Source organism: Arthrobacter sp. Soil764 (genome assembly GCF_001428075.1).
Classification (GTDB): Bacteria; Actinomycetota; Actinomycetes; order Actinomycetales; family Micrococcaceae; genus Arthrobacter.
The window spans coordinates 391,876-413,437 of the sequence record NZ_LMSI01000020.1 but is presented as its reverse complement, the minus strand read 5'-3'; the positions used below and the strand labels follow the sequence as shown (position 1 = coordinate 413,437).

Sequence of the window (21,562 nt, the reverse complement as noted above, 5' to 3'; positions counted from 1 at the left end):
CAGCACCTGTCGCAGGCTTTAGGATCGGAGCATGACTGACTCCCCCGCAGGGTCTCAAACAGAAATACTGAACGCCGAGGAATGCTGGCGCTACCTTCGGTCCTCCTATATCGGCCGGTTGGCGGTCATCAACGGTGACATTCCCGAGATTTTCCCCGTGAACTTTTCCGTCGCCGGAGAAACTCTGGTGTTCCGCACCGCACCCGGGACCAAGCTTCGCGCCCTGCTTGGTGGCGGAATTGCCGCCCTGGAGGTTGACGGCCTCAATCCGTATTCCACGGAGGTCTGGAGCGTTGTTGCCAAGGGCAGGCCGCGGCCCTTTGATGAGACCACCATGCGGCTTCCGGCCGGCGACGCCGACCGGGAACCTTGGGAGCCGGGGATCAAGGACCACCTGGTGGCCATTACCCCCACCGATGTCACCGGCCGCCGGTTTCCGGTCACGCCGCGTTCCCGCTGGTGGCCGCCCGTCGATTTCTCCGCCGACTGGCTGTAGCGGCCGCCGAACCTGATCAGGCCTTGCCTCGTCAGGACTTGAGGATCACCTTGAGCGCCTTGGTTTCGGCGGCCCGGGAGAACGTGTCGTAGGCATCAAGGAACTGGTCGAACCCAAAATGGTGGGTGGCGAATTTTTCCGCCCGGATCTTCCCCTGGGCCACCAGCTTAAGCAGCATGGGGGTGGTGTTGGTATTCACCAGCCCCATGCTGATATTGATGTTCTGGATCCAGAGGTTTTCCAGGTGCAGCTCCACCGGCTTTCCGTGCACTCCAACGTTGGCTACGGATCCGCCGGGCCGCACGATGTCGGTGCACATGGCAAATGTTCCCGGGACGCCGACAGCTTCGATGGCCACATCCACACCCCGTCCGCCCGTCAGGGCCAGGACCTGTTCCCGCCAGTCGCTGCTGCCGGAAAGGACCGTGTCCGTGGCGCCGAACTCCCTTGCCTTCTCCAGCCGGTTGGCGTCAAGGTCGACGGCCACAATCGTGGCCGCGCCGTACAGTCCCGCGGTGGTGATCGCTGCCAGGCCCACCGGACCGGCGCCCACCACGGCAACGGCATCGCCGGGCTTCACCCGGCCGTACTGGACGCCGATCTCGAATCCAGTGGGAAGGATATCGGAGAGCATGACGGCCTGTTCGTCGCTGACCCCCGCGGGCAGCAGGTGCAGCGAGTTTTCGGCATAGGGCACCCGGACGTATTCGGCCTGTGTCCCGTCGATCAGGTGTCCGAAGATCCACCCGGTGCCTTCCTGCCCTCACTTCCCAGGCAGTGCGAGTAGAGGCCGGCCTTGCAGTTGGCACAGTGGCCGCAGGACTTGATGCACGAGATGATGACGCGGTCGTTTACCTTCAGTCCGGTCACGGAAGGACCCGTTTCCACCACCGTTCCCACTCCTTCGTGGCCCAGGATCCGGCCCTTTTCGACGGCGGGAACGTCGCCTTTGAGGATATGCAGGTCTGTGCCGCAGATCGTGGTGGTGTCGACTTTGACGATGACGTCGCCGGGTTGCTGGATCCGGGGGTCCGGAACATCCGTCCATGACTTGTCACCGGGTCCGCCGTAGACGAGAGCTTTCATGGTGTTTTTTCCTTACTCTGCGGAGGGCTTGGCGGCGGTTGCCGGCCGGCCTGCGGGGTTTGTTGGCGGGCGGATTGCTGACGGACGGGCTGGATACCGCCCGACGGTGGAACACCGGGACCTATTGTGGGTGCCTGTGTTACCTGCAGTTTGGCCAGATGCAGGATTCCGAGCACCAGGAACAGCCCAGAGAGCCCAAGTGCGGGCAGCAGGGCGGCCATGCTGCCCTCAGCGCCGAACAGGGGTTTGACCATTTCACCCACCGCCAGCGAAAAGATGAGGGTGAAGCCGAGGACGTACAGGGCCGGCAGAAGCAGCAGCCCAGCACGGTGCTTCCGGTAGGTCAGGAGGGACAGGACCAGGAATGCGGGCATGATGAAGCAAAGGTCCAGGATGAAGATCGAGTACAGGGAATCGAGTTGCTCGCCGCTCCGCATCAAGGGCAGGAGCATCCCGATCCAGAGGGGGTAGAAGATGAGCGGCTGAAGGACGGCACCGGCAGCCGACACGATCCCGAACCCATGCGGAAGGGAGACGGATGGCGCGTCGCGGCCCATGGTGGCCCCGGCAGTGACCATGGCCCAGAACGACAGTGTGAAGACGGCCATATAGAGCAGGTACAGGCCGTTGTAGGTCCGCTCAATGACATAGATTCCGTAGGCGTAGAACAGATAGCCAAGCAGTCCCAGGGCCACGATCTGGTGTTTGGCCCTGTCCGGCCTGGCGGCCCATGCCAAGTACACCAATCCGATCCCGGCCGCCATGGACAGCAGGTCCTGGGAGTAAGCACCGGGGATCAATTCACTGGCGACCACCCCATCGTAGATTTCGGGCCGCCATATTCCGGTCCCCGCTGCGGCCAGCGCCAGCAGACCGGCAACAGCCCACAGCATGCGGCTGGCGAACAAGTGCGTGAGCATGGCCACCTTTCGCAGGAAGATCCGGGTTTCCTTGCCTCCCCACAGACTCCCATTGAGCCGGGCCGGGTCCCAAGGGCCATAGGTCCTTCCTTTGCGGCCAGGCCTTTGAGGCCGGGCCTTTATGCCCTTACCGGAGGCAGGAGAGTTGCCTACGCTGTGCCCTATGACTGAGAAAACGAACGTGCCTGTACCGGAAATCCTTGACGCGGACGAGTGCTGGAACCTCCTTTCCCAAAGCGGGGTGGGGCGCCTTGCCGTCATCGCCGATGGCCATCCGGATGTCTTTCCCGTCAATTACAAGGTGGACGGCCGGACGCTGGTGTTCCGCACCGGCGGGGGCACCAAGCACCAGGCCCTCCTGTCGGAGGCCACGGTGGCCCTGGAAGCAGATGCGGTCAGCTCCCAGTTTGGCCTTGCCTGGAGCGTCGTGGTTAAGGGGACGGCAGCTGAGGCAACGCCCACCGGCGCTGACCTGGATGACGTCCGGCGGGCGCTGTTTCCGTGGCAGGGCGTGGGGCAGGAGCACTTCATCCGCATCACCCCCGAATCGATAACGGGCAGGCGCTTCAGCGTGGACGCGCCGCTGCTGTGGCAGACCCCGCTGGATGACGCAACCCGCGCCGGTTTCGAGTAAACCATCCCGGACGGGAGGCACTGTGCGTGCCTGGTGGGTAAACGGGCCTGGCCCCATTTCCACCCGCCCGCTGGTTCAGGGGCTTCGTGACACTCCCACGCCTGCGGCCCGCGAACTGCTGGTGGAGGTCACTGTTTGCGGTGTTTGCCGCACGGACCTCCATCTCGCAGAAGGAGACCTGGGCCCGCACCGTCCGCGCACCGTACCCGGGCACGAGGCAGTCGGCGTCGTTGTTGAAACAGGGGCTGACTGCTCCCGTTTCAGGACCGGCGACAGGGTGGGCGTCGCGTGGCTTGGCGGCGTCTGCGGCAGGTGCGACTACTGCCGCCGCGGAGACGAAAATCTATGCCTAACGCCCCTCTTCACGGGCTGGGACCGGGATGGCGGCTTTGCCGAGTATCTGACGGTTTTGGAGGACTTTGCCTACCGGCTGCCTCCTGGCTTCCCGGACGAACAGGCTGCGCCGCTGCTGTGTTCGGGCATCATCGGCTACCGCGCACTGAAGCGCGCCGCCCTCCCGGTAGGGGGCCGCCTGGGTATCTACGGCTTTGGCAGCTCGGCCCATATCACTGCCCAGCTGGCGCTCAAACAGGGTGCCTCGGTGTTTGTCATGACCCGGTCCGAACGTGCGCGGCGGCTCGCGGTGGAGTTGGGGGCGGACTATGTGGGGAAAGCGTATGACCAACCGCCGGTACCGCTTGACTCCGCCATTCTTTTTGCACCGGTGGGGGACCTTGTCCCGGCCGCGCTGCGTGCCCTGGACCGTGGTGGAACCCTGGCCATCGCCGGAATCCACCTGACCGACATCCCAGCCCTCAATTACGGCAGGGAGCTCTTTTTCGAACGGCAGCTGCTGAGCGTCACCGCCAATACCCGGGCCGACGGGCGTGAATTCCTGGCCCTCGCGGCCAGGCTTTCCCTGGCGCTCACAACTACGGTGTACCCGTTCGAGGCTGCGGACCGGGCCCTGGAAGACCTGGCTGCCGACAGGATTACCGGTTCGGCGGTCCTGCGGGTCCGGCCGGAACACTAGTTCCTGCCTCACCCGAACAGGACGGCGGCCTCCTGGTAACGGGCTTCCGGGACCACCTTCAGTTCGCCCAGCGCTTCCCCCAGGCCGACGTTGATGATGTCCGTGCCCCGCAGCGACACCATGGTGCCCCATCTGCCCGCCGCGGCGGATTCGACGGCGGCGAGGCCAAGCCGGGTGGCAAGGACACGGTCGAAGGCTGTAGGTTCGCCGCCGCGCTGGATGTGGCCCAGGACGGTGGCCCGCGTTTCGATGCCGGTCCGTATCTGCAGCTCTCCTTCCAGGAGCAGTCCGATGCCTCCCAAGCGCGGCCGCCCGAAAGTGTCCAGGCCGCGGGGCGCGTAAGGTGCCGCGTGCCCCTCGGGAGCAAAGGCCTCGGCCACCACCACCATGGGTGCCCTGCCACGGTCACGGGCTGACAGCACCCAGGAACAGATTTGGTCCAGGGACACAGGATGTTCAGGTATCAGGATGGCGTGCGCGCCCGACGCCATCCCGGAATGCAGTGCAATCCAGCCCGCGTTGCGGCCCATCACTTCGGCCACCATGCAGCGGTGATGTGATTCACCGGTGGTCCGCAGCCGGTCAATGGCCTCGGTGGCGGTCTGGACCGCTGAATCGAAGCCGAAAGTGTAGTCCGTAGCGCCGAGGTCGTTATCGATGGTCTTGGGCACTCCCACCACATTGATGCCCTGGGCGCACAGTTCCCGGGCCGCCGCCAGTGTGCCCTCTCCCCCAATGGCAATCAGGCCGTCGAGTTCGTTGTTCCGCAAACAGGCACGGACGCCCTCGATGCCGCCATCCACCAGCGGATTGGTCCGGGACGTGCCCAGAATGGTTCCGCCCAGGCGCGAGATCCCACGGACGCTCGTCCGGGGCAGCGGAAAAACATCCTGCTCCAGGACGCCCCGCCAGCCGTCCTTGAACCCCAGGAATTCGTAGCCATGTGCAATGTCCCCGCCCAGTACCGCTCCCCGGATCACGGCGTTCACCCCCGGGCAGTCACCACCACTGGTAAGTATCCCCAGCCGCTTCATGGCGCCACCACCTCCGAGGCAGGCAACGGGAAATGCCGGGTCTGGCCGGGAGGAAGGACCTCATCGAGGCCACGCACCTGCACCTTGATCGGCCCGGCGTCGCCGGGGGCCGAGGCGATGCTCATGTCCCCGCCCTTGAGGTGCACGCGGAGGCGGTGCCCCCGGTAGAGGACCTCAAAAGCGACGGCGCGCAGCCCGGTGGGGAGGTTGGGGGCGAACAGGATGGTGTCGCCGCTGAACCGCAGCCCAGCAAAGCTGCGCTGCACCACGTCGATGGTTCCTGCCATCGCGCCCAAATGGATACCCGCGCGCGTGGTGCCGTGCTGGGTATCGTCAAGATCGGCGTCGAGCGCTTCGCGGAAGCTGTCCCACGCCCGGTCCGCGTCCACGCCTGCAAGGACGGACGCGTGGGCAACCCTGCTCAGCGTGGACCCGTGCGCGGTCCTGGCCAGATAATACTCGATGGTTTTATTGAGTTGTTCAGGCGTAAAGCCATACTGCAGCCGTTGAAGGGTGGCGGCGAGCACTTCGTGGCCCAACAGGTAAGGGAGCATCAGGACATCTGCCTGCTTTGCCAGCTTGTAGCAGTTGGTGGTGTCATCCTCTGCTTCCAGGATGAGGTCCAGCCGCTCGATGTCGCCGTACCTGTCCCGGTAATGCTCCCAGTCAAGTTCCTTCAACCCCCCGTATCCCTCGAACTGGCTGATGACGCCGTCATCATGAAACGGGACGTACATCGCCGTTCCCATGTGAGACCATCCCGCGGTTTCCTCTTCCGTGACGCCCAGGCGTTCCATGAGTCCGGCCCGCTCGCTGCCATGGAGGAAGCCCATGATTCCCCCCGCCTGGGAGCAGACCCATGCCGCCATGACATTGGTGTAGGCGTTGTCGTCCAACCCCGGCGTGTCGCTGCCGGGATAGCCGGTATGGTACTCGTCCGGTCCCACGACGCCGCGCAGGTGGTACCGGCCGCCTTGCTGGTCGTAGTCCGCCAGTGAACGGAAGAAACGGGCAACCTCGATCACGAGTTCAGCCCCTTTTTGGAGGAGCCAGATCTTGTTCCCGGTGGCCTGGAAATACTGCCAGGCATTGAAGGCGACGGCCAGTCCCGAGTGGACCTGCAGGTGCGAGTGGTCCTTGACCCATCTGCCGGACCGGTCGTTGTATAACCATTTTGGCGTTTCCTCGGTTCCGTCGCTGGCGCTTTGCCAAGGAAACTTGGCCCCTGCCAAGCCTTCCAGTGCCGCGGCATGCCGGGCGGCGGGAAGCCGCCGCCACCTGTACTCGATCACGGACCTGGCAACCTCGGGCGTCCTTGAGGTCAGTACCGGCAGGACAAACAGCTCATCCCAGAAGACGTGGCCACGGTACCCCTCGCCGTGGAGTCCGCGCGCAGTCACGCCGGCGTCCAGCTCGGCCGTGTGATGTGTCAACGTCTGAAGCAAATGGAAGATGTGCAGGTTCAGGACCAGGCGAACCTGGACCGGGGCATCTATTTCCACCAGGAACGGACGCAGCTCGCGCCGCCAGGCCTCCTCATGCGCCGCCAGCAGCAAGTCGAAGTCGCCACCCGTACGTTCCAGGACAGCACGGGCACCCGTCTCCGGCGAGGAGATGGCACGGTCACGGGACGTCACTACTGCCACCGTCTTGGTGATCCGTACCGCAGCGCCGGCGTCAAGCGGCAGCAGAAGGGTTTGGAAATGGAAGTCCCCTTTCCTGCCATCCTCAATTGCCGCTGTATTCGCAGAAACGTAAGTTCGATACGCTGCAGCGATCCGGATGAGGCTTTGGGTGGTTTCCACTTCGACGACGGAAGCATCGTCCTGGACTCGCTCCGGGAGGGAGCGCGGGGAGGATGTCCTGTCAGCCAGGTGGAGGTCGGAGCCTTGGGCAGGTTCGGGCAGGTTGGCGTTGCGGACGCCGGCGTTGATCCCGCTGCGGACCTCCACCTCCCCGCTCCAGCCCAGGGCGGTGATCACCGTCTCCAGGACCAGCAGATGGGGTTCGGCCATGGAAACGAAGCGGGTCTGCACCACTTCCAGCCGGCGGTGGTCGGCACTTTCCAGCAGCAGGCGCCGCTCGAGCACTGCCCGTTTGAGGTCAAGGACCCGGTGTTCGCGGATCGGCCCCATCCCGCCTTCGGACCACCATTGCTGGCCGGCCAGGCGCAGATCGAGTGGGAGGCAGTCGGGTGCGTTGACCATGTGCTCTTCCAGCAGCGTCTCGCCGGCCGCAGTTACCTGGACACGGTTGTAGACGCCGGCGAGGTACAGTCCCGCGTAGCTGAAGTTGCCGCCTTCGGGCGCGGCTCCCCGGACGCCCATGTAGCCGTTGCCCAAGGTGGTAAGGGCCTCCCGATGGCCCTCGTGTGCGGCGTCGAAGCCTTGATAGACGAGGTGCCATGCGTTGCCGATGACCTGTCCCAGGTCCAGCTCCCCCACGTCGTTCAGGACGGTGTCGGCGCCGGCAGCCTCCAGCTGCCGGCGGTTTCCGGTGCGGTCGATCCCGACCACGAGGCCGAAGCCTCCGTGCCGGGCCGCCTCAACCCCTGCCGTGGAATCCTCGATCACCACGGCATGCGATGGGGCCACGCCCAGCCGTGATGCGGCCTCAAGAAAGATGTCCGGCGCCGGCTTTCCGCGCAGGCCCAGCCGTGCCGCCGTCGTTCCGTCCATCACTGCCCGGAACAGGTCCTGGATGCCCGCCGCTTCCAGGACCACGCCCGCATTGCGGCTCGAGGTGACCACAGCCGTTGGCACTGCAGCGCCTTGAAGCCTCTGCAGCAGTTCCAGCGTCCCGGGGTAGCTCTGGACACCGTCGGCCCGCAGGTGCTGCAGGAACAGCTCGTTCTTCCATGCGCCCAGGCCGAACCCGGTCCAGGCGCCCGCTTCATCCGTCTCCTGTCCCTTTTCAACCTGCACTCCCCGGGCAGCCAGGAACCGCACCACCCCCTCCTCGCGCGGCATGCCGTCAATGAAGGTGAGGTAGTCCGCCCTGCTGAGCGGGGCACGGTTGGCGTCCGGGGGCACCCTTGGATCATGGAGGATCCGGTCGAACGCGTCATTCCAGGCAGCCTGGTGAACCAGCGCCGTATTGGTGACTACCCCGTCCAGGTCGAAAATGACGGCATCAAAGGGTGGCCTGGCAGCAGCGGCGGTGGGAGACCCAATCATAGGTCAGTGGTACCAGCAAGCGCTCGTTCCGGACAGGGCCGTAGGGCCCGGCGCCGGCTACGCTGTGTCCGAATGGGACGACCGCCCCACGTGGTTCCACCATGTCAAGGGCGAGGTGATGGTGAAGCGCCTGCCGGTTATTGACGTGGGTTCGATCCGGACGTAATGGTCCTTTTCACCGGCTTGCCATGGAAAGAGCGTCAGCGCGGCCCCGGTCAGCAGTTCCTCCGAGGGCTCCAGGACGACGGCCTTGCCTTTGACCAGGACGCTCCAAGCCCTGGCGTCGTCATGGCCGTCGGCTTCCAGGGCGACGGCGAGTGGGCCCCCGGCTGCCCGCAGTTTTGTTCCTTCGCCTGTGCGGAAGACCAGGGACTGCTGGTCAACCTTGTAGTTCACCGGGAAGACTTCCGGGTACCCGTTCACCAGTACTGCCAGGTGGCCGACCGACACGCTGCGCAGGAGGTCCCAGCACGTCCCGGGATCCAGGACTTCAGTGGGCGTTTGGGGCGGGTCATTGTGCATGCTGTCGAAGGTAATGACATGCGCGCTCCCCCGCTAGAGGATTTAGGCCCGCCATGTATGTGGGACGGGCTGCCCTGGGGCAGGACCGCTCGTGCGGCAGGGCTCGTGCGGCAGGGCACCTGGTTTCAGGGCAAAAAAACACCCCGGTCCGAAGACCGGGGTGCTACCGATGACTCGACTCATCCGGGAAGGATGTCTCGACTCACCGCAAGGGTGGAGATGGGGGGAATTGAACCCCCGTCCGATGTCGTGTTGTCAGGGCTTCTCCGGGCGCAGTTTGCGTCGGATTTTCTCGGCCCCAGCCATGCTGCAAACAGCTGGCTGATCCGGGCCCAGTCATCTAAAAGTCCCGTTTACTCCGATGACGGGAGCAAACAGCAGTGGCTATCTAAATGACGCCAGGATCCGGGGCGATAGCAACCCCGGGCTGACGGACTGTCTTACTGCTTAGGCAGCAAGAGCGAAGTCAGTGCGCTTAGATTCGGCACTTATTGGTTTGCAGAAAGCGTTTACGAGATAATTCTGCATCCTCGGCCCGCTTCACCTGTCGCGACTAACACCGTCGAAACCGATCATCCCCGTATTTTGTTACCAAACCGGCTGGCAAGCCTGCCGGACTACCCATACTAACGCATGCCCCGCGGAAATAATTCCTAGCGTCGCCGGTTGCGCTCGCGCATCTCCCGCTGGGCTTCGCGGTTGTCCTGCTGCTCCCGCAGCGTCTGGCGCTTGTCGTACTCGCGCTTACCGCGGGCAACGGCGATTTCCACCTTGGCGCGACCGTCCACAAAGTAAAGCTGGAGCGGCACTATGGTGTACCCGGCTTCCTGAACCTTGCGGGAGATCTTGATCAGCTCTTCCCGGTGCAGGAGCAGCTTCCGGCGGCGGCGGGCAGCGTGGTTGGTCCAGCTGCCCTGGTTGTACTCGGGAATGTGGATGGCTTCCATCCACAACTCGTCGTTGTAGAACGTACAGAATCCGTCCACCATAGAGGCGTGGCCCTCGCGCAGGGACTTCACTTCCGTGCCCATCAGCGCGATGCCGGCCTCGTAAGTGTCCAGCACGTGATAATCGTGCCGGGCCTTGCGGTTGGTGGCCACCACCTTACGGCCACTTTCTTTCGGCACGGGAAAACTCCTCGGGTTTCAGTTCGGGTGCCTCCGGGCCTGCGGCGCGGAGCTATACCAGTCTACGGCAGCAGTGCCTGGCCCCTACAGCAGGCCCATGGGGTCGACCGCGGCCCCGTTGAGCCAGGTTTCGAAGTGGGCGTGGCAACCCGTTGAGTTGCCGGTGCTGCCGGAGTAGGCAATGAGCTGGCCCTGGGAAACTCTTTGCCCATTCGAGACCACGATGCTGGAGTTGTGGTAGTAGATGGTGGTGAGCGTGTTGCCCTGCGACACCCCGTGGTCAATCTTGACGCGCCAGCCGCCGCCGTCGGCGGAGTTCCAGCCTGAGCTGAAGACTTCACCGGCAGCTGCAGCGTACACGGGCGTTCCGCAGGCGGCACCAAAGTCGATTCCGGTGTGCATGTATCCGCCGGTGCCGTAGAAATCGACGGTTCCCGGCGGAGTGGTGCGGTACCCAAAACCGGAGGTGATGGAGATGCTGCCGTCGAAGGGGTGGCGGAGGCCAAAGGCCGACGGCGATCCTGCAGCGGGCGGGACGTACGGCGGGGCGGGCGGTGCCGGGCGGTTCGCGGCGGCTGCAGCAGCGGCCGCCGCAGCAGCCGCAGCCGCAGCCTGTCTGCGCTGTTCGGCTTCCCACGCCTCGCGGGCCCTGCGGTCACGTTCGGCGATTTCGTTCGCCACCTGGTTCTGGTTCGCCTGGACACCGGCCAGTTGCGCCTGGATGCCGGGCTTGGCCGCCTGGAGCTCAGCGTCGAGGCGCGTGGTATCCGCGATCAGCTGGTCGACCTGGGCCTTTTTGGCGGCGGCCTCGTCGCGTGCGGCCTTCTCTCGCTCCAGCGCGGCGTCGGCCTTGGCCTTGAGGTCCTTGATCTCTGCTTCCACGGCCTGAAGCCGTGCCTGCGAGTTGACGTTGGTGGCATTCTGCTGGCTGAGCTTGTCCATCGCAGCGTTCTGGCTGCGCATGGCCTGGTCGGCGAGGTCCATGGTTTCGGTCAGGCTGCTGCCGCTGTTGGATCCGAAGAAGAGCGACAGGTTCGAGGGCACACCGCCGGATTTGTAGGCCTGGGTGGCAATCTGGCCGATCAGCTTCTTGGTGTCGGCGATCTTCTGCTTGTCGGTTTCCAGCTGCTGGGTGATCTTGGCCTTGTTCTGCTGGGCCATATCCACGCGGGCCGACAGTGCTTCGACTTCCTTGACGGCGCCGGCTACGCGCCCCTGTGCCTCCAGGAGTGCCTGCTGGGCGCCTGGCAGTTGGCCCTGATAGATCACCAAGTCGCCGGCGGCCTTTGCGATCCGGGAGTCGACGAACTCAAGGGACGCCTGGACGCGGGCAGCTTCAGCCTCGAGCGCGGCCTGGCGGTCTTCGAGGTCGTCTGCGAACGCGACTGGAGTGGCAAGGGCCATCCCGGCCGAAAGGATGACGGTGAGCACGCCGCTGACGATGCCCAAACGGCGGGCAGCAGACCGCCCTCGGCTGCGCCGGGGGCGGGGCAAGTTGTGATCAGTCAGGTTCATGGGCATTCCTTGGTCGGTGTGCACAGCCTAAACGCGCAAATATCTGCGTAAGGTCAAGAGAGACGAAATTCCTGCCAAGGATCCGCCAAGGATCAGCAGCGCCGGCACGAGGATCAAGGTCTGGCCGGATGAGATGAAGGCTGTATCGGGGTACTGACGGGACATGTAGTCGCCCAGGAAGAAGTGCGCAACTGCCCACAGGGTGCCCGAGGCGAGGGCAGCACCGATGACGGCCGCTATGACGCCTTCCAGGATGAACGGCAGCTGGATCACGGTCTTCGAGGCACCGACCAGACGCATGATCCCGGTCTCGCGGCGCCTGCTGAATGCGGAGAGCCTGATGGTGGTGGCAATCAGCAGGATGGCGCAGACGATCATGACACCGGCAATGCCGACCGCCACCAGGGAAGCCCCGTTCATTACCGAGAAGAGGCGTTCGAGGAGCTGGCGCTGATCAATTACCGTCTCCACACCAGGCTGCGAGGAGAACGTCTCGCTGATGATCTGGTACTTCTCCGGGTCCTTCATGTTGATCCGGAATGATGCCGGCAACTGGTCCGGCGTCACGGAATCAACGATGGGCGAGTTCGAAAACTGGTCCTTGAAGTGCTTGTAGGCCTCATCCTTGGACTCGAACTGGAAGTCGTTGATGTACTGCGCCACTGCCGGAGATTCAAGGAGGGCGTTCAGGCCCTGTTGCTGCTCAGGGGTGACCGGCCCGGAAGCGCAACCGGGCGCCGTCGAACCTTCACTGCACAGGAAGATGGCAACCTGGACCTTGTCGTACCAGTAGCCCTTCATCTGGTTGATCTGCATCTGCAGCATCCCGGCCGCGCCCACGAAGGTGAGGGACACGAACGTCACCAGGATGACCGAGACCACCATGGAAAGGTTGCGGCGCAGGCCGCTGCCGATCTCCGAAAGGATGAATGCGAGCCTCACCGCTGGGCCTCGCCTTCAGCGCCGTTGCCCGGCAGGCCGCCGTCGGGCGCTTCCCTGCCGCTGGCGTCCTTCAGCCGCCTGGACTGGCCGACGACGGGGATCATCGACGTGTACAAGGCCTTGGCTTCGTCGCGGATCACCACGCCGTTCCTGAGCTCAACCACCCGCTTGCGCATCTCGTTGACGATGTCGTCGTCGTGCGTGGCCATCACCACGGTGGTTCCGTTTTGGTTGATCTTGTCCAGCACGCCCATGATGCCCATGGAAGTGGTGGGGTCCAGGTTTCCGGTGGGTTCGTCGGCGAGGAGGATCCCGGGCCGGTTGACCACGGCACGGGCGATCGCCACGCGCTGCTGCTCGCCGCCGGAGAGCTCGTGCGGCATGCGGTGTTCCTTGCCTTCCAGGCCCACGGTCTTGAGGACTTCCGGGACCGTGTCGCGGATGACGCTCCGGCTCTTGCCGATGACCTGCATGGCGAAGGCTACGTTGGCGAACACGTTCTTTTGAGGCAGGAGGCGGAAGTCCTGGAAGACGACGCCGATGCCGCGGCGAAGGCGCGGAACCCGCCAGCTGGAGATCTTGGCGACGTTCTGGCCGGCGACGTAGACAGCGCCGGACGTGGCGCGGTCTTCCTTCAGCACGAGGCGGAGGAAGGTGGATTTTCCGGAGCCGGATGCGCCCACGAGGAAGGCGAATTCGCCGCGGTCAATCTCAAGGTTGATGGAGTCCAGCGCCGGGCGGGCTTTCTGGTCGTAAACCTTGGTGACATTTTCGAATCGGATCATGGCCCTAAGTACCCTGCAGGGCATGGCTGATTCATGTGATGCAGCCCAGTTCTGCAGCCGGTGCACGGGTTTTCGTTTGGGGAAAGTAGGGCCCCGGCCCCTCGACTATACGCAGGATGCCCGGCGGTTGGGCCTGCTTTCGGGGGCGTGTCGCCGGATCAGCTGGCGGCCTGCCGGCCTGGCGGGTTACTTGTCGGCGTTGCGGTTGTCAGTACGCCAGCGGATGCCGGCGTCGATGAAGTCGTCGATTTCGCCGTCGAACACTGCCGACGTATTGCCCACTTCGTGTTCCGTGCGCAGGTCCTTGACCATCTGGTAAGGGTTCAGGACGTAGGAGCGCATCTGGTCACCCCACGATGCTTTGACATCGCCGGCCAGCGCCTTCTTCTCCGCATCCTCCTGCTCCTTCTTCAACAGCAGGAGCCGCGACTGCAGCACGCGCATGGCGGCGGCGCGGTTCTGCAGCTGTGATTTCTCGTTCTGCATCGACACCACGGTGCCGGTGGGAATGTGGGTCAAGCGGACGGCGGAGTCCGTGGTGTTGACCGACTGGCCGCCCGGGCCGGACGAACGGAACACATCCACCCGGATTTCATTATCCGGGATGTCGATGGAGTCCGTCTGCTCGATCAGGGGGATGACCTCAACGGCAGCGAAGGACGTTTGGCGGCGGCCCTGGTTGTCGAACGGGCTGATCCGGACAAGGCGGTGGGTTCCGGCTTCCACGCTCAGGGTGCCGTACGCATAAGGAGCCTTCACCTCGAAGGTGGCCGATTTGAGTCCGGCTTCCTCCGCGTAGGAGGTGTCCATGACCGTTGTGGGGTACCCGTGGCGTTCCGCCCACCGGAGGTACATGCGCATCAGCATCTCGGCAAAGTCAGCAGCGTCCACTCCTCCCGCACCGGCGCGGATTGAGACGACGGCTTCGCGTTCGTCGTATTCGCCGGACAGCAGCGTGACTACTTCCAGGTCCTTGAGGGCCTTCTTGATGGATTCAAGTTCGGCTGCGGCCTCCCCCATCGAGTCGGCGTCGTCCTCGTCCTGCCCAAGCTCCACCAGGACTTCGAGATCGTCAATCCTGGACGCCAGGTTGGTGAGGCGTTCGAGTTCGGACTGGCGGTGGGAAAGCCGGGAGGTGATTTTCTGTGCGGCCGAGGGATCGTCCCAGAGGTCCGGCTCCCCTGCCCGCTCGCTGAGTTCGGCGATGTCTTCCTTGAGTGTCTCCACGTCGCTGACGCGTTCAATGGACTCGTACGTGGCGCGCAGCGCGCGGATTTCAGCGGAAAAATCAATATTGGCCATGGTGGTTTAAGCCTACGCTATTGGCGGATACGGCCCTGCGTGGGAGGCGTGCACGCCCCATGGCCCCGCACCGTGCCTGTCTCAGTGTCATGCTCAACGCAGGTGCTTGACCCGGCGGGTGCGCGACTCAGCGGGTCAGGCGCGAGCGCGCCGTGGATGTCGCCTCGATCCGGATACCGTCCGGAACGAGGAAGTTCACCACAGGCGGGTGCACGGCTGCAGTGAGGACCACGACGGCGGTGGACCCGTCCGGCGTGCCCGTTGCCCCAGTGACGGCAAGACTGGAGAAACGCTCCGAGGCAGGACTTCTTGCGACGAAATCGGCAGCGACATTGCGGACGCGGGCGGGACTAAGGACAGCCGAGGGGCTTCCGCCCTGTGACATGACTTCACCCAGGGTGTAGCTGTCGGCCGCCGCCAGGGAGGCGCCGTCCGCCAGGGACAACAGGCGCTTGTGCTCCAGGTAGACAGCAGATATTCCGATGACGACTGTCGCCACCAAGAGCGCCAGGACGATGTAGCCGAGGATCATTACCATCACCTGGCCGTTCTCATCCGGTTCCCCGCGATTCACCGGTACCTCCCCACCAGTTGCGTGGAGGACGCCTCAACCTCCGTGGCGGACAATCCATCCACGAACGGTATGAACGGCAGCGGAACGTTCAGCCTGACGGTCACCGTTACCGTTGTCCCGGCAGCCTGGCAGTCAGCCGGGTTGCAGCTGGTGGTCATGTGGGCCCTTGCCACAGGGTGCCCGAAGTCGGAGAGGGCAAGGGCCACTGCCCGCTCAGCAGCTGCCTGGGCGGTGGGGGCATCGGGCTGTGCCACAAAGACCTTGGCAGCCTGGTCGGCGGCGCCCACCACGGCGAAGGAACCGCCTTGGATTTGGCCGACGGTGATGACGAAGTACACCAGCGGAACCATCAGCAGGAGTGCAAGGAACGTGAATTCGACGACTGCACTTCCATCCTCATTCATCAGCCCACGGCGCTCATACACGAAGCCCGGCTCCGCGTGCTCCCGGTGGTCATGCCTGGGGCACTGGATAGCGTCACCCACTCGTGTGCCCCCGGGACCCTCCCTGCAGAATGCTTCTGCCAGGCGGGTGCGGAACGGGAAGGCATTGGAACCGGACTGGCCATGGGAGCGTGGCAATGGGCCGGCGCTGAGCGGCTCAGGGCTGAACAGCCGCATGCCCTTTCACCTCCAGCATGTCCCGTGGGCCAATGAACCCGATAACCGGCATTGGAGACCGGACGGTTACCTCCAAAGTGCGCATGCCTTGGACCGTTACTTCCTGCGCACTGATCTGTTCGGCAAACCCCTCGTTCAGTGCCATGCCGATGAGGCTGCGGGTCCGTTCCTGCGCATCCGAGGCATTACGGTCAGCGAGTGTCCCGTACCGTGCACCAGAGGCCGCAGCATCGATGAGTGTGTTCCGGACGTGCAGAACCAGGGTCAGCTGGATGATCGCAAGGAAGAACATGGTCAGCAACCCGCCAACCAGGACAAAGTCCACCACAGCTGAACCCCGCTCCCCCGGCCGGGACAGCTCCGGCTGCACCGGCCCGTGAGCGGAGATCACCACGGCTCAGTTTCCAACCTTGTCCATTGCCTGGTTGAACATCGCTTCCAAAGCGGGGCCAGCGAGCGCCAGGAGGGCTGCAACCAGGACGGCGGACATCAGGGTTATCATCACCCATCCCGGCACGTCACCGCGCTCCGGATTATCGATTGTGCTTGCCTGACGCGGCTGGAGGCCTTCATTGACATGCCAGCCTGTACGTCGACCCGCCCTGGCCGGGCGGGGCACCTTTAGCTGCAGTGTGGCCGTAAGGCCAAGAAGCAGCAGCAGACAGCGGGTTCCCATGTTTTGCATCTTGCGTCCTATTCCTGGATCCTGGAGTGGCTTTTAGTAGTTGCGGTGGATGCGGGCTTCGGGTTGTTTCCTCATCAGAAACCCAGGTTGATGGCAGCGAGGCCGGGGAAGACAGCAAACACAACGGTGAGGGGAAGCACTCCGAAAACCAGAGGCACCATCATCGCGATTTCCTTTTTTCCTGCAGCTTCCATGAGGTCCCGTTTGGCCGAATCGCGGACGTCCTGTGCCTGCGCGCGGAGCACGTCTGCGAGGGGCGTTCCTCTTTCCACTGCAACGATGATGCCGTCAACGAACCGGACCAAGGGGGCAAGGTCGGTGCGGGCAGAGAACTCCTGCAAGGCCAAGACCAGGGGTTTGCCTGCCCTCGTCTCCGCGAGGATCTTTGAAAACTCCTTTGACAGCTCACCGTTGGCACTCCTGCAAACGCGATCCAAAGCGCCCGTTGCGCTCTCCCCTGCCCCGACCGCCAGCGCCATCAGTTCGGCGAGGCTGGGAAACTCCGCCATCATCCGTGCTTCCCGCCTGCGCACCTGGGCACCAAGCCAGTAGTCCCGCAGCACAAAACCTGCTGCAGCACTGCCGGCGATTACCGCAGCTGCCAGGAGCGGATTGAACCTCCCGGCCGCGGCTCCGATGAAGATGAGGGCCAACGATAGGGCAAAACCGGCAGCGGCCCAGAGCAGCTGTTCCGCACGGAAGTCGATTGGCGACTTGTTGATCCCTGCCTGGACCAATCGGCGCCCGGTGGCCCCGGGCGAGGGGTTGAGTTTCCCCAATGCGGAGAGCCAGTCCCGGAAGACAGGGCGGAGAATCCGTTCCAGCGGGCCGAAAGGTGTCAGGTTCTGCTCGCCTGCACGGAGGAGCCGCGACTCCAGGTTCTGCGACTTCAGTTGCGGCTCGATGCGTTCAGAGAGGGTCATGGCCCGCACTGGCGGTGACCGGAAGATCACAAGCCACAATCCCAAGCCAAGGCCGATACCGCAAAGTACTGCTGAAGGCGGAACGATGATCACCGGAGTACCCTTTCGTCCTGTGGCAAGGCCCCGATCTTCAGCATGACGGTGTAGCAAATGAGCGAGACAACCAGACCGCCGAGCAGGACTGCTGCACCCATCGGCGTGTTGTAGGCCTGGATCGCCTCCGGCCTGGTGGCGAGCAGGATCATCACGATCCAGGGTGCTGCGACGGCAAGCCGGGCGGCATTAATGGTCCAGGACTGACGGGCTTCCAGTTCACTGCGCGTCCGGGCGTTTTCCCGCAGGAACTCGGCCAGTGTGCCCAGGAGCTTCCCCAGGTCTGAGCCGCCCACTTCGCGGGTCAGCCGGAGCGCTTCGATAATCCGGTCAGCCACGGGATCGGCCAGCCGCTGCTTCAGTTTGTTGAGGGAGCCATCGAACTGGCCGCCGGCACGGTAGTCAGCGCCGAACTCACGAAAGGTGGGCCGCAGTTCCTCAGGCCCCTTCTCTCCAAGTTGAATGAGGGCCTCAGGCAGCGGCAGGCCGGCACGGATTGCCGATCGGAGGTGATCGACGACGTCAGGCCAAAGCTGGCGCAGCATGGCCGTTCTCTTTTTGGCCCGCCACCGGAGGATGGTGATTGGCAGCCAGGCGCCGAAAAGCCCAAAGCAGACGGCAATCGGCCACGAACGGCTGAGGCCATAGAAGATGAGTGCCACGAAAATTCCCAGCCCCAGGCACGTGCCCGCCAGGCCGCGCGCTGAGACCTTATCGACCCCGGCAGCCGCGAGCAGGTCAGTCAGCCGGCTGGGCTTCCGCTTGCGGACACCGTGGTCCGGCCTTTCCCAGCAGGACCACCAGATCAGGAAGAAACCCACCCCCAACGCCGCCCCCACCAGCGCCGGGATCATCGCGGATCCAGCAGTGCAGCGACGTCGTATCCTGCCCGCGAGAACTTTTCCGCCGCCGGCATGGCATTGGCACGAGGCTGCAGGACTCCATTCTCCAAAGCGAAGATCATTGACGACTCGATGATGCCATTTTCCACGCGTCGGCCCAGCGACAGAATCTGAGTCACTTGTCGCCGCCCGTCGGCGTTCCTGCTGCAGTGCACCACCAGGTCTATGCAGGATGCAACGGTGGGGACAACGAACGCACTTGAGATGTTCTCCCCCGCCAGCAGCGGCAATGTACAGATTTTGGTGACAGCATCATGGGCCGAGTTCGCATGGACGGTGCACATCCCGGGAAGTCCACTGTTAAGTGCGATCAGCATGTCCAGGCTCTCAGCTTCCCGCACTTCGCCCACAACCAGTCGGTCCGGGCGCATCCGCAAGGCTTCCTTCACCAGGCGACGGAGTGGAATTTCGCCCTCACCTTCGAGGTTTGGTTGCCTGCACTGCAACCCCACCACGTCCCGGAGCGGAAACTGCAGCTCAAAGATTTCCTCGACAGTGATGACACGCTCCCGGCTTCCGATGCTGGCCGCCAGGCAGTTCAGCATGGTTGTCTTGCCTGCCTGTGTCGCCCCTGACACGAGGATGTTCAGGCCGCTGGACACCGCTGCGCCGAGAAATCGCGCCGACTGCGGCGTCAGCGTCCCCAGCTCGACCAGGTGTTCCAGGCGGCTGGCTTTCACCACGAACTTTCTTATATTGACGGCCCAGTGGCGGCGGGTCACATCGGGGATGACGACGTGGAGCCTTGACCCATCAGGCAGGGCAGCATCCACAAACGGAGACGACATATCCAACCGCCGGCCGGAGCTTTTCAGCATGCGTTCGACCAAGTCGCGAACCTGCTGCTCGGAGAGGCTCAACGATGTCAGCTCTGACTCGCCGTTGCGTGCCACATAAATTTCATTTGGGGCATTGAACCAAATCTCTTCGATCGACGGATCGTCGAGCAGTGGCTGGAGCACCCCAAAGCCCGCGACGGCATCGAACAGGAACCTGCGGGCTGCGTCCAGCGGGCCAAGGGGCGGAAGAGGCCCCATCAGAGCACGCTCGTCATAGTCAGTGACGGCTGCTTCCACCAGCCTTCGAACCTCTCCGGCTTGCCTGAGCGGATCCAGTCCGCGCCGGCGGATGAGCTCACGGACCTCGTCCTCGACAATTCCCAGCGCGTCCATATGTTCCCCCATACAACTGCCGCCCCCGGCAGAGGCAGTGCGACTGGGTAAAGCCTAAAGAGCAGGTCCAGCCACAACAAGTCATTCAGCGCTCCTGTGGACAACTATCCACCCTCAAGATTCTCCTCAGGAGAGCCTCAAGATTCTGCTTGGAGGAGCGCAGTATTCACATAAGTAACATGAGAATCACTAGTTCCACCAGTAACAGCGGTGCTAAGGTGAGCGCGTTATTTATCGAAATAGCACTATCAGGTGTCTTCCTGGGGAAACCACCTGAGCAGTATCCAAAGAGGCGCTCGGGGGAGCGCCACATTGTCTCCGGAGCACATATGAAGCGGAACCTGTCTCAGTCCCGTCGCCCAATCATGATGTCCCTTGGGACTGGCTTGCTGGCCGTCTCATTGCTGACTGGGCCTGGTCTCACCGGAGCAGCTTCCGCTTTAGAGCCCAGTCCCACGCCCACACCGTCCAAGACGGCCGCCACGTCGCCGCAAACAACGCCGGCGCCTTCTTCGCCGCAGACAACTTCAGAAGCCGCGCCAACAACCGCAACGGCGCCGCAGCCGTCCATTGAAGCCAGTCCGTCTGCGGCGGCCACTCCCGAGTCGATGTCCCAAGCCATTGGCCCGGGTGGAGCGGAAATGGGACAGAGGTCAAAGCGAGTGACCTCGTCATCCCCGTCTGGCGTGAAGAAGCTTAGCGCGGAGTCACTGGGGACCGAAGGCACGTGGATGCCTTCCTTTGGTGTCCAGGGACTCGATGTCAGCGGACACCAGACCAGCGTCGACTGGCAGCAGCAGTGGAACATGGGTGCAAGATTCGCCTACGTGAAGGCTTCCGAAGGAAACTACTTCACCAATGACCTGTTCGGCTCCCAATATCAGGGGGCACGAAACGTTGGCATGGTGCGGGGCGCCTACCACTTCGCGATTCCCAACTGGTCCTCAGGCTCCGACCAGGCGCGCTACTTCGTGAATAACGGCGGTGGCTGGTCTGCGGACGGGTACACCATGCCCCCGGTTCTCGACTTTGAGTTCAACCCGTACGAGGGTCGGACCATTAACGGCTTCTACTTTGGTAACACCTGCTACGGCATGTCCCCAGGGCAGCTGACATCATGGGTTCAGGACTTTGGCAACACCATGAGGTCACTCACTGGCAGGTTGCCGGTGATCTATACAAATACGAATTGGTGGAACCAGTGCTTGGGCAATCCTGCTGGTTTCGGGGACTATCCGCTTTGGGTCGCTGCATACCCCTACTCGGCCACCAATGACGCCGGCGCCATTCCCACGGGAAGCTGGGGCACGTACAGCATTTGGCAGTACAGCAGCACCGGCCCCTTCGCCGGTGACTCGAACGTCTGGAACGGGGATTACGCCGGCCTCAAGGCTTTCGCTTCGGTCGTAGTTCCGTCGGCTGCAAGTCAAGCTATTGCTGACGCCCGTGCCCGTACGCCGGAACTTGGCGCGCAAATAAGCTCAATAGTTTGTGGCTTGCGGGACGGGGGTTGTTACCAAGACTTTGAGAATGGCGCCATAATCTGGTCCACTGCGACGGGAGCCCAAGCTTCTCCAAATGGGCTCATCCGTGAGGCCTGGAGAGCCACCGGCTTCGAGGGGGGCACCCTGGGCTACCCCACCTCCGATCAAACATGCGGCCTCAAAGACGGCGGCTGCTACCAGAACTTCCAAAACGGAGCCATCCTCTGGTCCACCGCCACAGGCGCCCACGTCTCACCCANCAAACATGCGGCCTCAAAGACGGCGGCTGCTACCAGAACTTCCAAAACGGAGCCATCCTCTGGTCCACCGCCACAGGCGCCCACGTCTCACCCAACGGACCCATCCGCGAMGCCTGGAAAACCACCGGCTTCGAGCGCGGCACCCTCGGCTACCCAACCTCCGACCAAACATGCGGCCTCAAAGACGGCGGCTGCTACCAGAACTTCCAAAACGGAGCCATCCTCTGGTCCACCGCCACAGGCGCCCACGTCTCACCCAMCGGRCCCATCCGCGACG

At 63.6% G+C, this 21,562-nt stretch carries 20 protein-coding genes, 1 other RNA gene and 2 pseudogenes; 5 read left to right on the top strand and 18 right to left on the bottom strand.

All coding sequences use genetic code 11. The features are described from left to right. The first annotated feature begins 31 nt into the window (after positions 1-31). Complete coding sequence (locus tag ASG86_RS13260) at positions 32-496, top strand: pyridoxamine 5'-phosphate oxidase family protein (protein ID WP_056334947.1); 465 nt, start codon at positions 32-34, stop codon at positions 494-496. Between the two features lie 31 nt (positions 497-527). Here the strand turns inward: ASG86_RS13260 and ASG86_RS13255 are convergent. Both ASG86_RS13255 and ASG86_RS13250 read right to left on the bottom strand, forming a co-directional pair. Beyond that, positions 528-1,582, bottom strand: a pseudogene (locus ASG86_RS13255) (zinc-dependent alcohol dehydrogenase family protein). Continuing rightward, positions 1,579-2,502 (bottom strand): hypothetical protein, encoded by a 924-nt coding sequence (locus ASG86_RS13250; RefSeq protein WP_235565177.1) that lies wholly within the window; start codon positions 2,500-2,502, stop codon positions 1,579-1,581. Before ASG86_RS13250 ends, ASG86_RS13255 begins: the two are co-directional and overlap by 4 nt. Positions 2,503-2,665: 163 nt before the next feature. On the opposite strand from ASG86_RS13250, the gene ASG86_RS13245 reads away from it, so the two are divergent. Both ASG86_RS13245 and ASG86_RS13240 read left to right on the top strand, forming a co-directional pair. Continuing rightward, positions 2,666-3,136 carry a pyridoxamine 5'-phosphate oxidase family protein gene (locus ASG86_RS13245; RefSeq protein WP_056334944.1) on the top strand — a complete coding sequence of 157 codons (471 nt, stop codon included), beginning with the start codon at positions 2,666-2,668 and terminating at the stop codon, positions 3,134-3,136. A 22-nt stretch (positions 3,137-3,158) separates the two neighbouring features. Next, positions 3,159-4,169, top strand: a complete 1,011-nt coding sequence (locus tag ASG86_RS13240) for a zinc-dependent alcohol dehydrogenase family protein (protein WP_056334940.1) — start codon at positions 3,159-3,161, stop codon at positions 4,167-4,169. Between the two features lie 8 nt (positions 4,170-4,177). Here ASG86_RS13240 and ASG86_RS13235 read toward each other — a convergent pair whose 3' ends face one another. From ASG86_RS13235 to ASG86_RS13165, 16 genes are all read right to left on the bottom strand, one after another. Next, positions 4,178-5,203 (bottom strand): ATP-dependent 6-phosphofructokinase, encoded by a 1,026-nt coding sequence (locus ASG86_RS13235; protein WP_056334936.1) that lies wholly within the window; start codon positions 5,201-5,203, stop codon positions 4,178-4,180. Continuing rightward, positions 5,200-8,379, bottom strand: a complete 3,180-nt coding sequence (locus ASG86_RS13230; protein ID WP_056334934.1) for an HAD-IA family hydrolase — start codon at positions 8,377-8,379, stop codon at positions 5,200-5,202. Before ASG86_RS13230 ends, ASG86_RS13235 begins: the two co-directional genes overlap by 4 nt. A 57-nt stretch (positions 8,380-8,436) precedes the next feature. Next, positions 8,437-8,901 carry a pyridoxamine 5'-phosphate oxidase family protein gene (locus ASG86_RS13225; RefSeq protein WP_056334931.1) on the bottom strand — a complete coding sequence of 155 codons (465 nt, stop codon included), beginning with the start codon at positions 8,899-8,901 and terminating at the stop codon, positions 8,437-8,439. A 211-nt stretch (positions 8,902-9,112) separates the two neighbouring features. After that, positions 9,113-9,481: a transfer-messenger RNA gene (ssrA, locus tag ASG86_RS20235) on the bottom strand. Positions 9,482-9,554: 73 nt separating this feature from the next. Continuing rightward, positions 9,555-10,028, bottom strand: coding sequence for an SsrA-binding protein SmpB (smpB, locus tag ASG86_RS13220; protein ID WP_043453530.1), 474 nt, complete (start codon positions 10,026-10,028; stop codon positions 9,555-9,557). An 84-nt stretch (positions 10,029-10,112) separates the two neighbouring features. Further along, positions 10,113-11,543, bottom strand: coding sequence for a M23 family metallopeptidase (locus ASG86_RS13215; RefSeq protein WP_156386186.1), 1,431 nt, complete (start codon positions 11,541-11,543; stop codon positions 10,113-10,115). A 27-nt stretch (positions 11,544-11,570) separates the two neighbouring features. Continuing rightward, complete coding sequence (gene ftsX / locus ASG86_RS13210) at positions 11,571-12,485, bottom strand: permease-like cell division protein FtsX (protein WP_056334929.1); 915 nt, start codon at positions 12,483-12,485, stop codon at positions 11,571-11,573. After that, positions 12,482-13,270: a cell division ATP-binding protein FtsE gene (gene ftsE / locus ASG86_RS13205; protein WP_056334926.1), complete on the bottom strand. Its 789-nt coding sequence runs from the start codon at positions 13,268-13,270 to the stop codon at positions 12,482-12,484. Before ftsE ends, ftsX begins: the two co-directional genes overlap by 4 nt. A gap of 186 nt (positions 13,271-13,456) precedes the next feature. Then, positions 13,457-14,572, bottom strand: coding sequence for a peptide chain release factor 2 (gene prfB, locus ASG86_RS13200; protein WP_056334923.1), 1,116 nt, complete (start codon positions 14,570-14,572; stop codon positions 13,457-13,459). Positions 14,573-14,699: 127 nt separating this feature from the next. Continuing rightward, a complete protein-coding gene (locus ASG86_RS13195) occupies positions 14,700-15,146 on the bottom strand; it encodes a pilus assembly protein TadG-related protein (RefSeq protein WP_235565176.1) in 447 nt (148 codons plus the stop codon). Further along, a complete protein-coding gene (locus tag ASG86_RS13190; RefSeq protein WP_327019829.1) occupies positions 15,143-15,631 on the bottom strand; it encodes a hypothetical protein in 489 nt (162 codons plus the stop codon). Before ASG86_RS13190 ends, ASG86_RS13195 begins: the two co-directional genes overlap by 4 nt. Positions 15,632-15,746: 115 nt before the next feature. Next, the gene (locus tag ASG86_RS13185; RefSeq protein ID WP_056334918.1) at positions 15,747-16,160 is read right to left on the bottom strand and encodes a TadE family protein; all 414 of its coding nucleotides are present in this window, start codon (positions 16,158-16,160) and stop codon (positions 15,747-15,749) included. A gap of 3 nt (positions 16,161-16,163) precedes the next feature. Then, positions 16,164-16,451 carry a hypothetical protein gene (locus ASG86_RS20795; RefSeq protein WP_056334916.1) on the bottom strand — a complete coding sequence of 96 codons (288 nt, stop codon included), beginning with the start codon at positions 16,449-16,451 and terminating at the stop codon, positions 16,164-16,166. Between the two features lie 74 nt (positions 16,452-16,525). Next, the gene (locus ASG86_RS13175; protein WP_056334914.1) at positions 16,526-17,467 is read right to left on the bottom strand and encodes a type II secretion system F family protein; all 942 of its coding nucleotides are present in this window, start codon (positions 17,465-17,467) and stop codon (positions 16,526-16,528) included. After that, a complete protein-coding gene (locus tag ASG86_RS13170) occupies positions 17,464-18,321 on the bottom strand; it encodes a type II secretion system F family protein (protein WP_082566785.1) in 858 nt (285 codons plus the stop codon). The genes ASG86_RS13175 and ASG86_RS13170 overlap by 4 nt, the downstream gene beginning before the upstream one ends. After that, positions 18,318-19,541 (bottom strand): CpaF family protein, encoded by a 1,224-nt coding sequence (locus tag ASG86_RS13165; protein WP_056334912.1) that lies wholly within the window; start codon positions 19,539-19,541, stop codon positions 18,318-18,320. The genes ASG86_RS13170 and ASG86_RS13165 overlap by 4 nt, the downstream gene beginning before the upstream one ends. 731 nt (positions 19,542-20,272) lie before the next feature. Between ASG86_RS13165 and ASG86_RS21035 the strand changes: the two are divergent. Together ASG86_RS21035 and ASG86_RS20790 are read left to right on the top strand one after the other, a co-directional pair. Then, positions 20,273-21,284 (top strand): annotated as a pseudogene (locus tag ASG86_RS21035) (GH25 family lysozyme); the annotation flags it as partial. A 1-nt stretch (position 21,285) separates the two neighbouring features. Then, a partial coding sequence (locus ASG86_RS20790) for an LGFP repeat-containing protein (RefSeq protein WP_442854303.1) occupies positions 21,286-21,562 on the top strand: 277 nt, incomplete at both ends.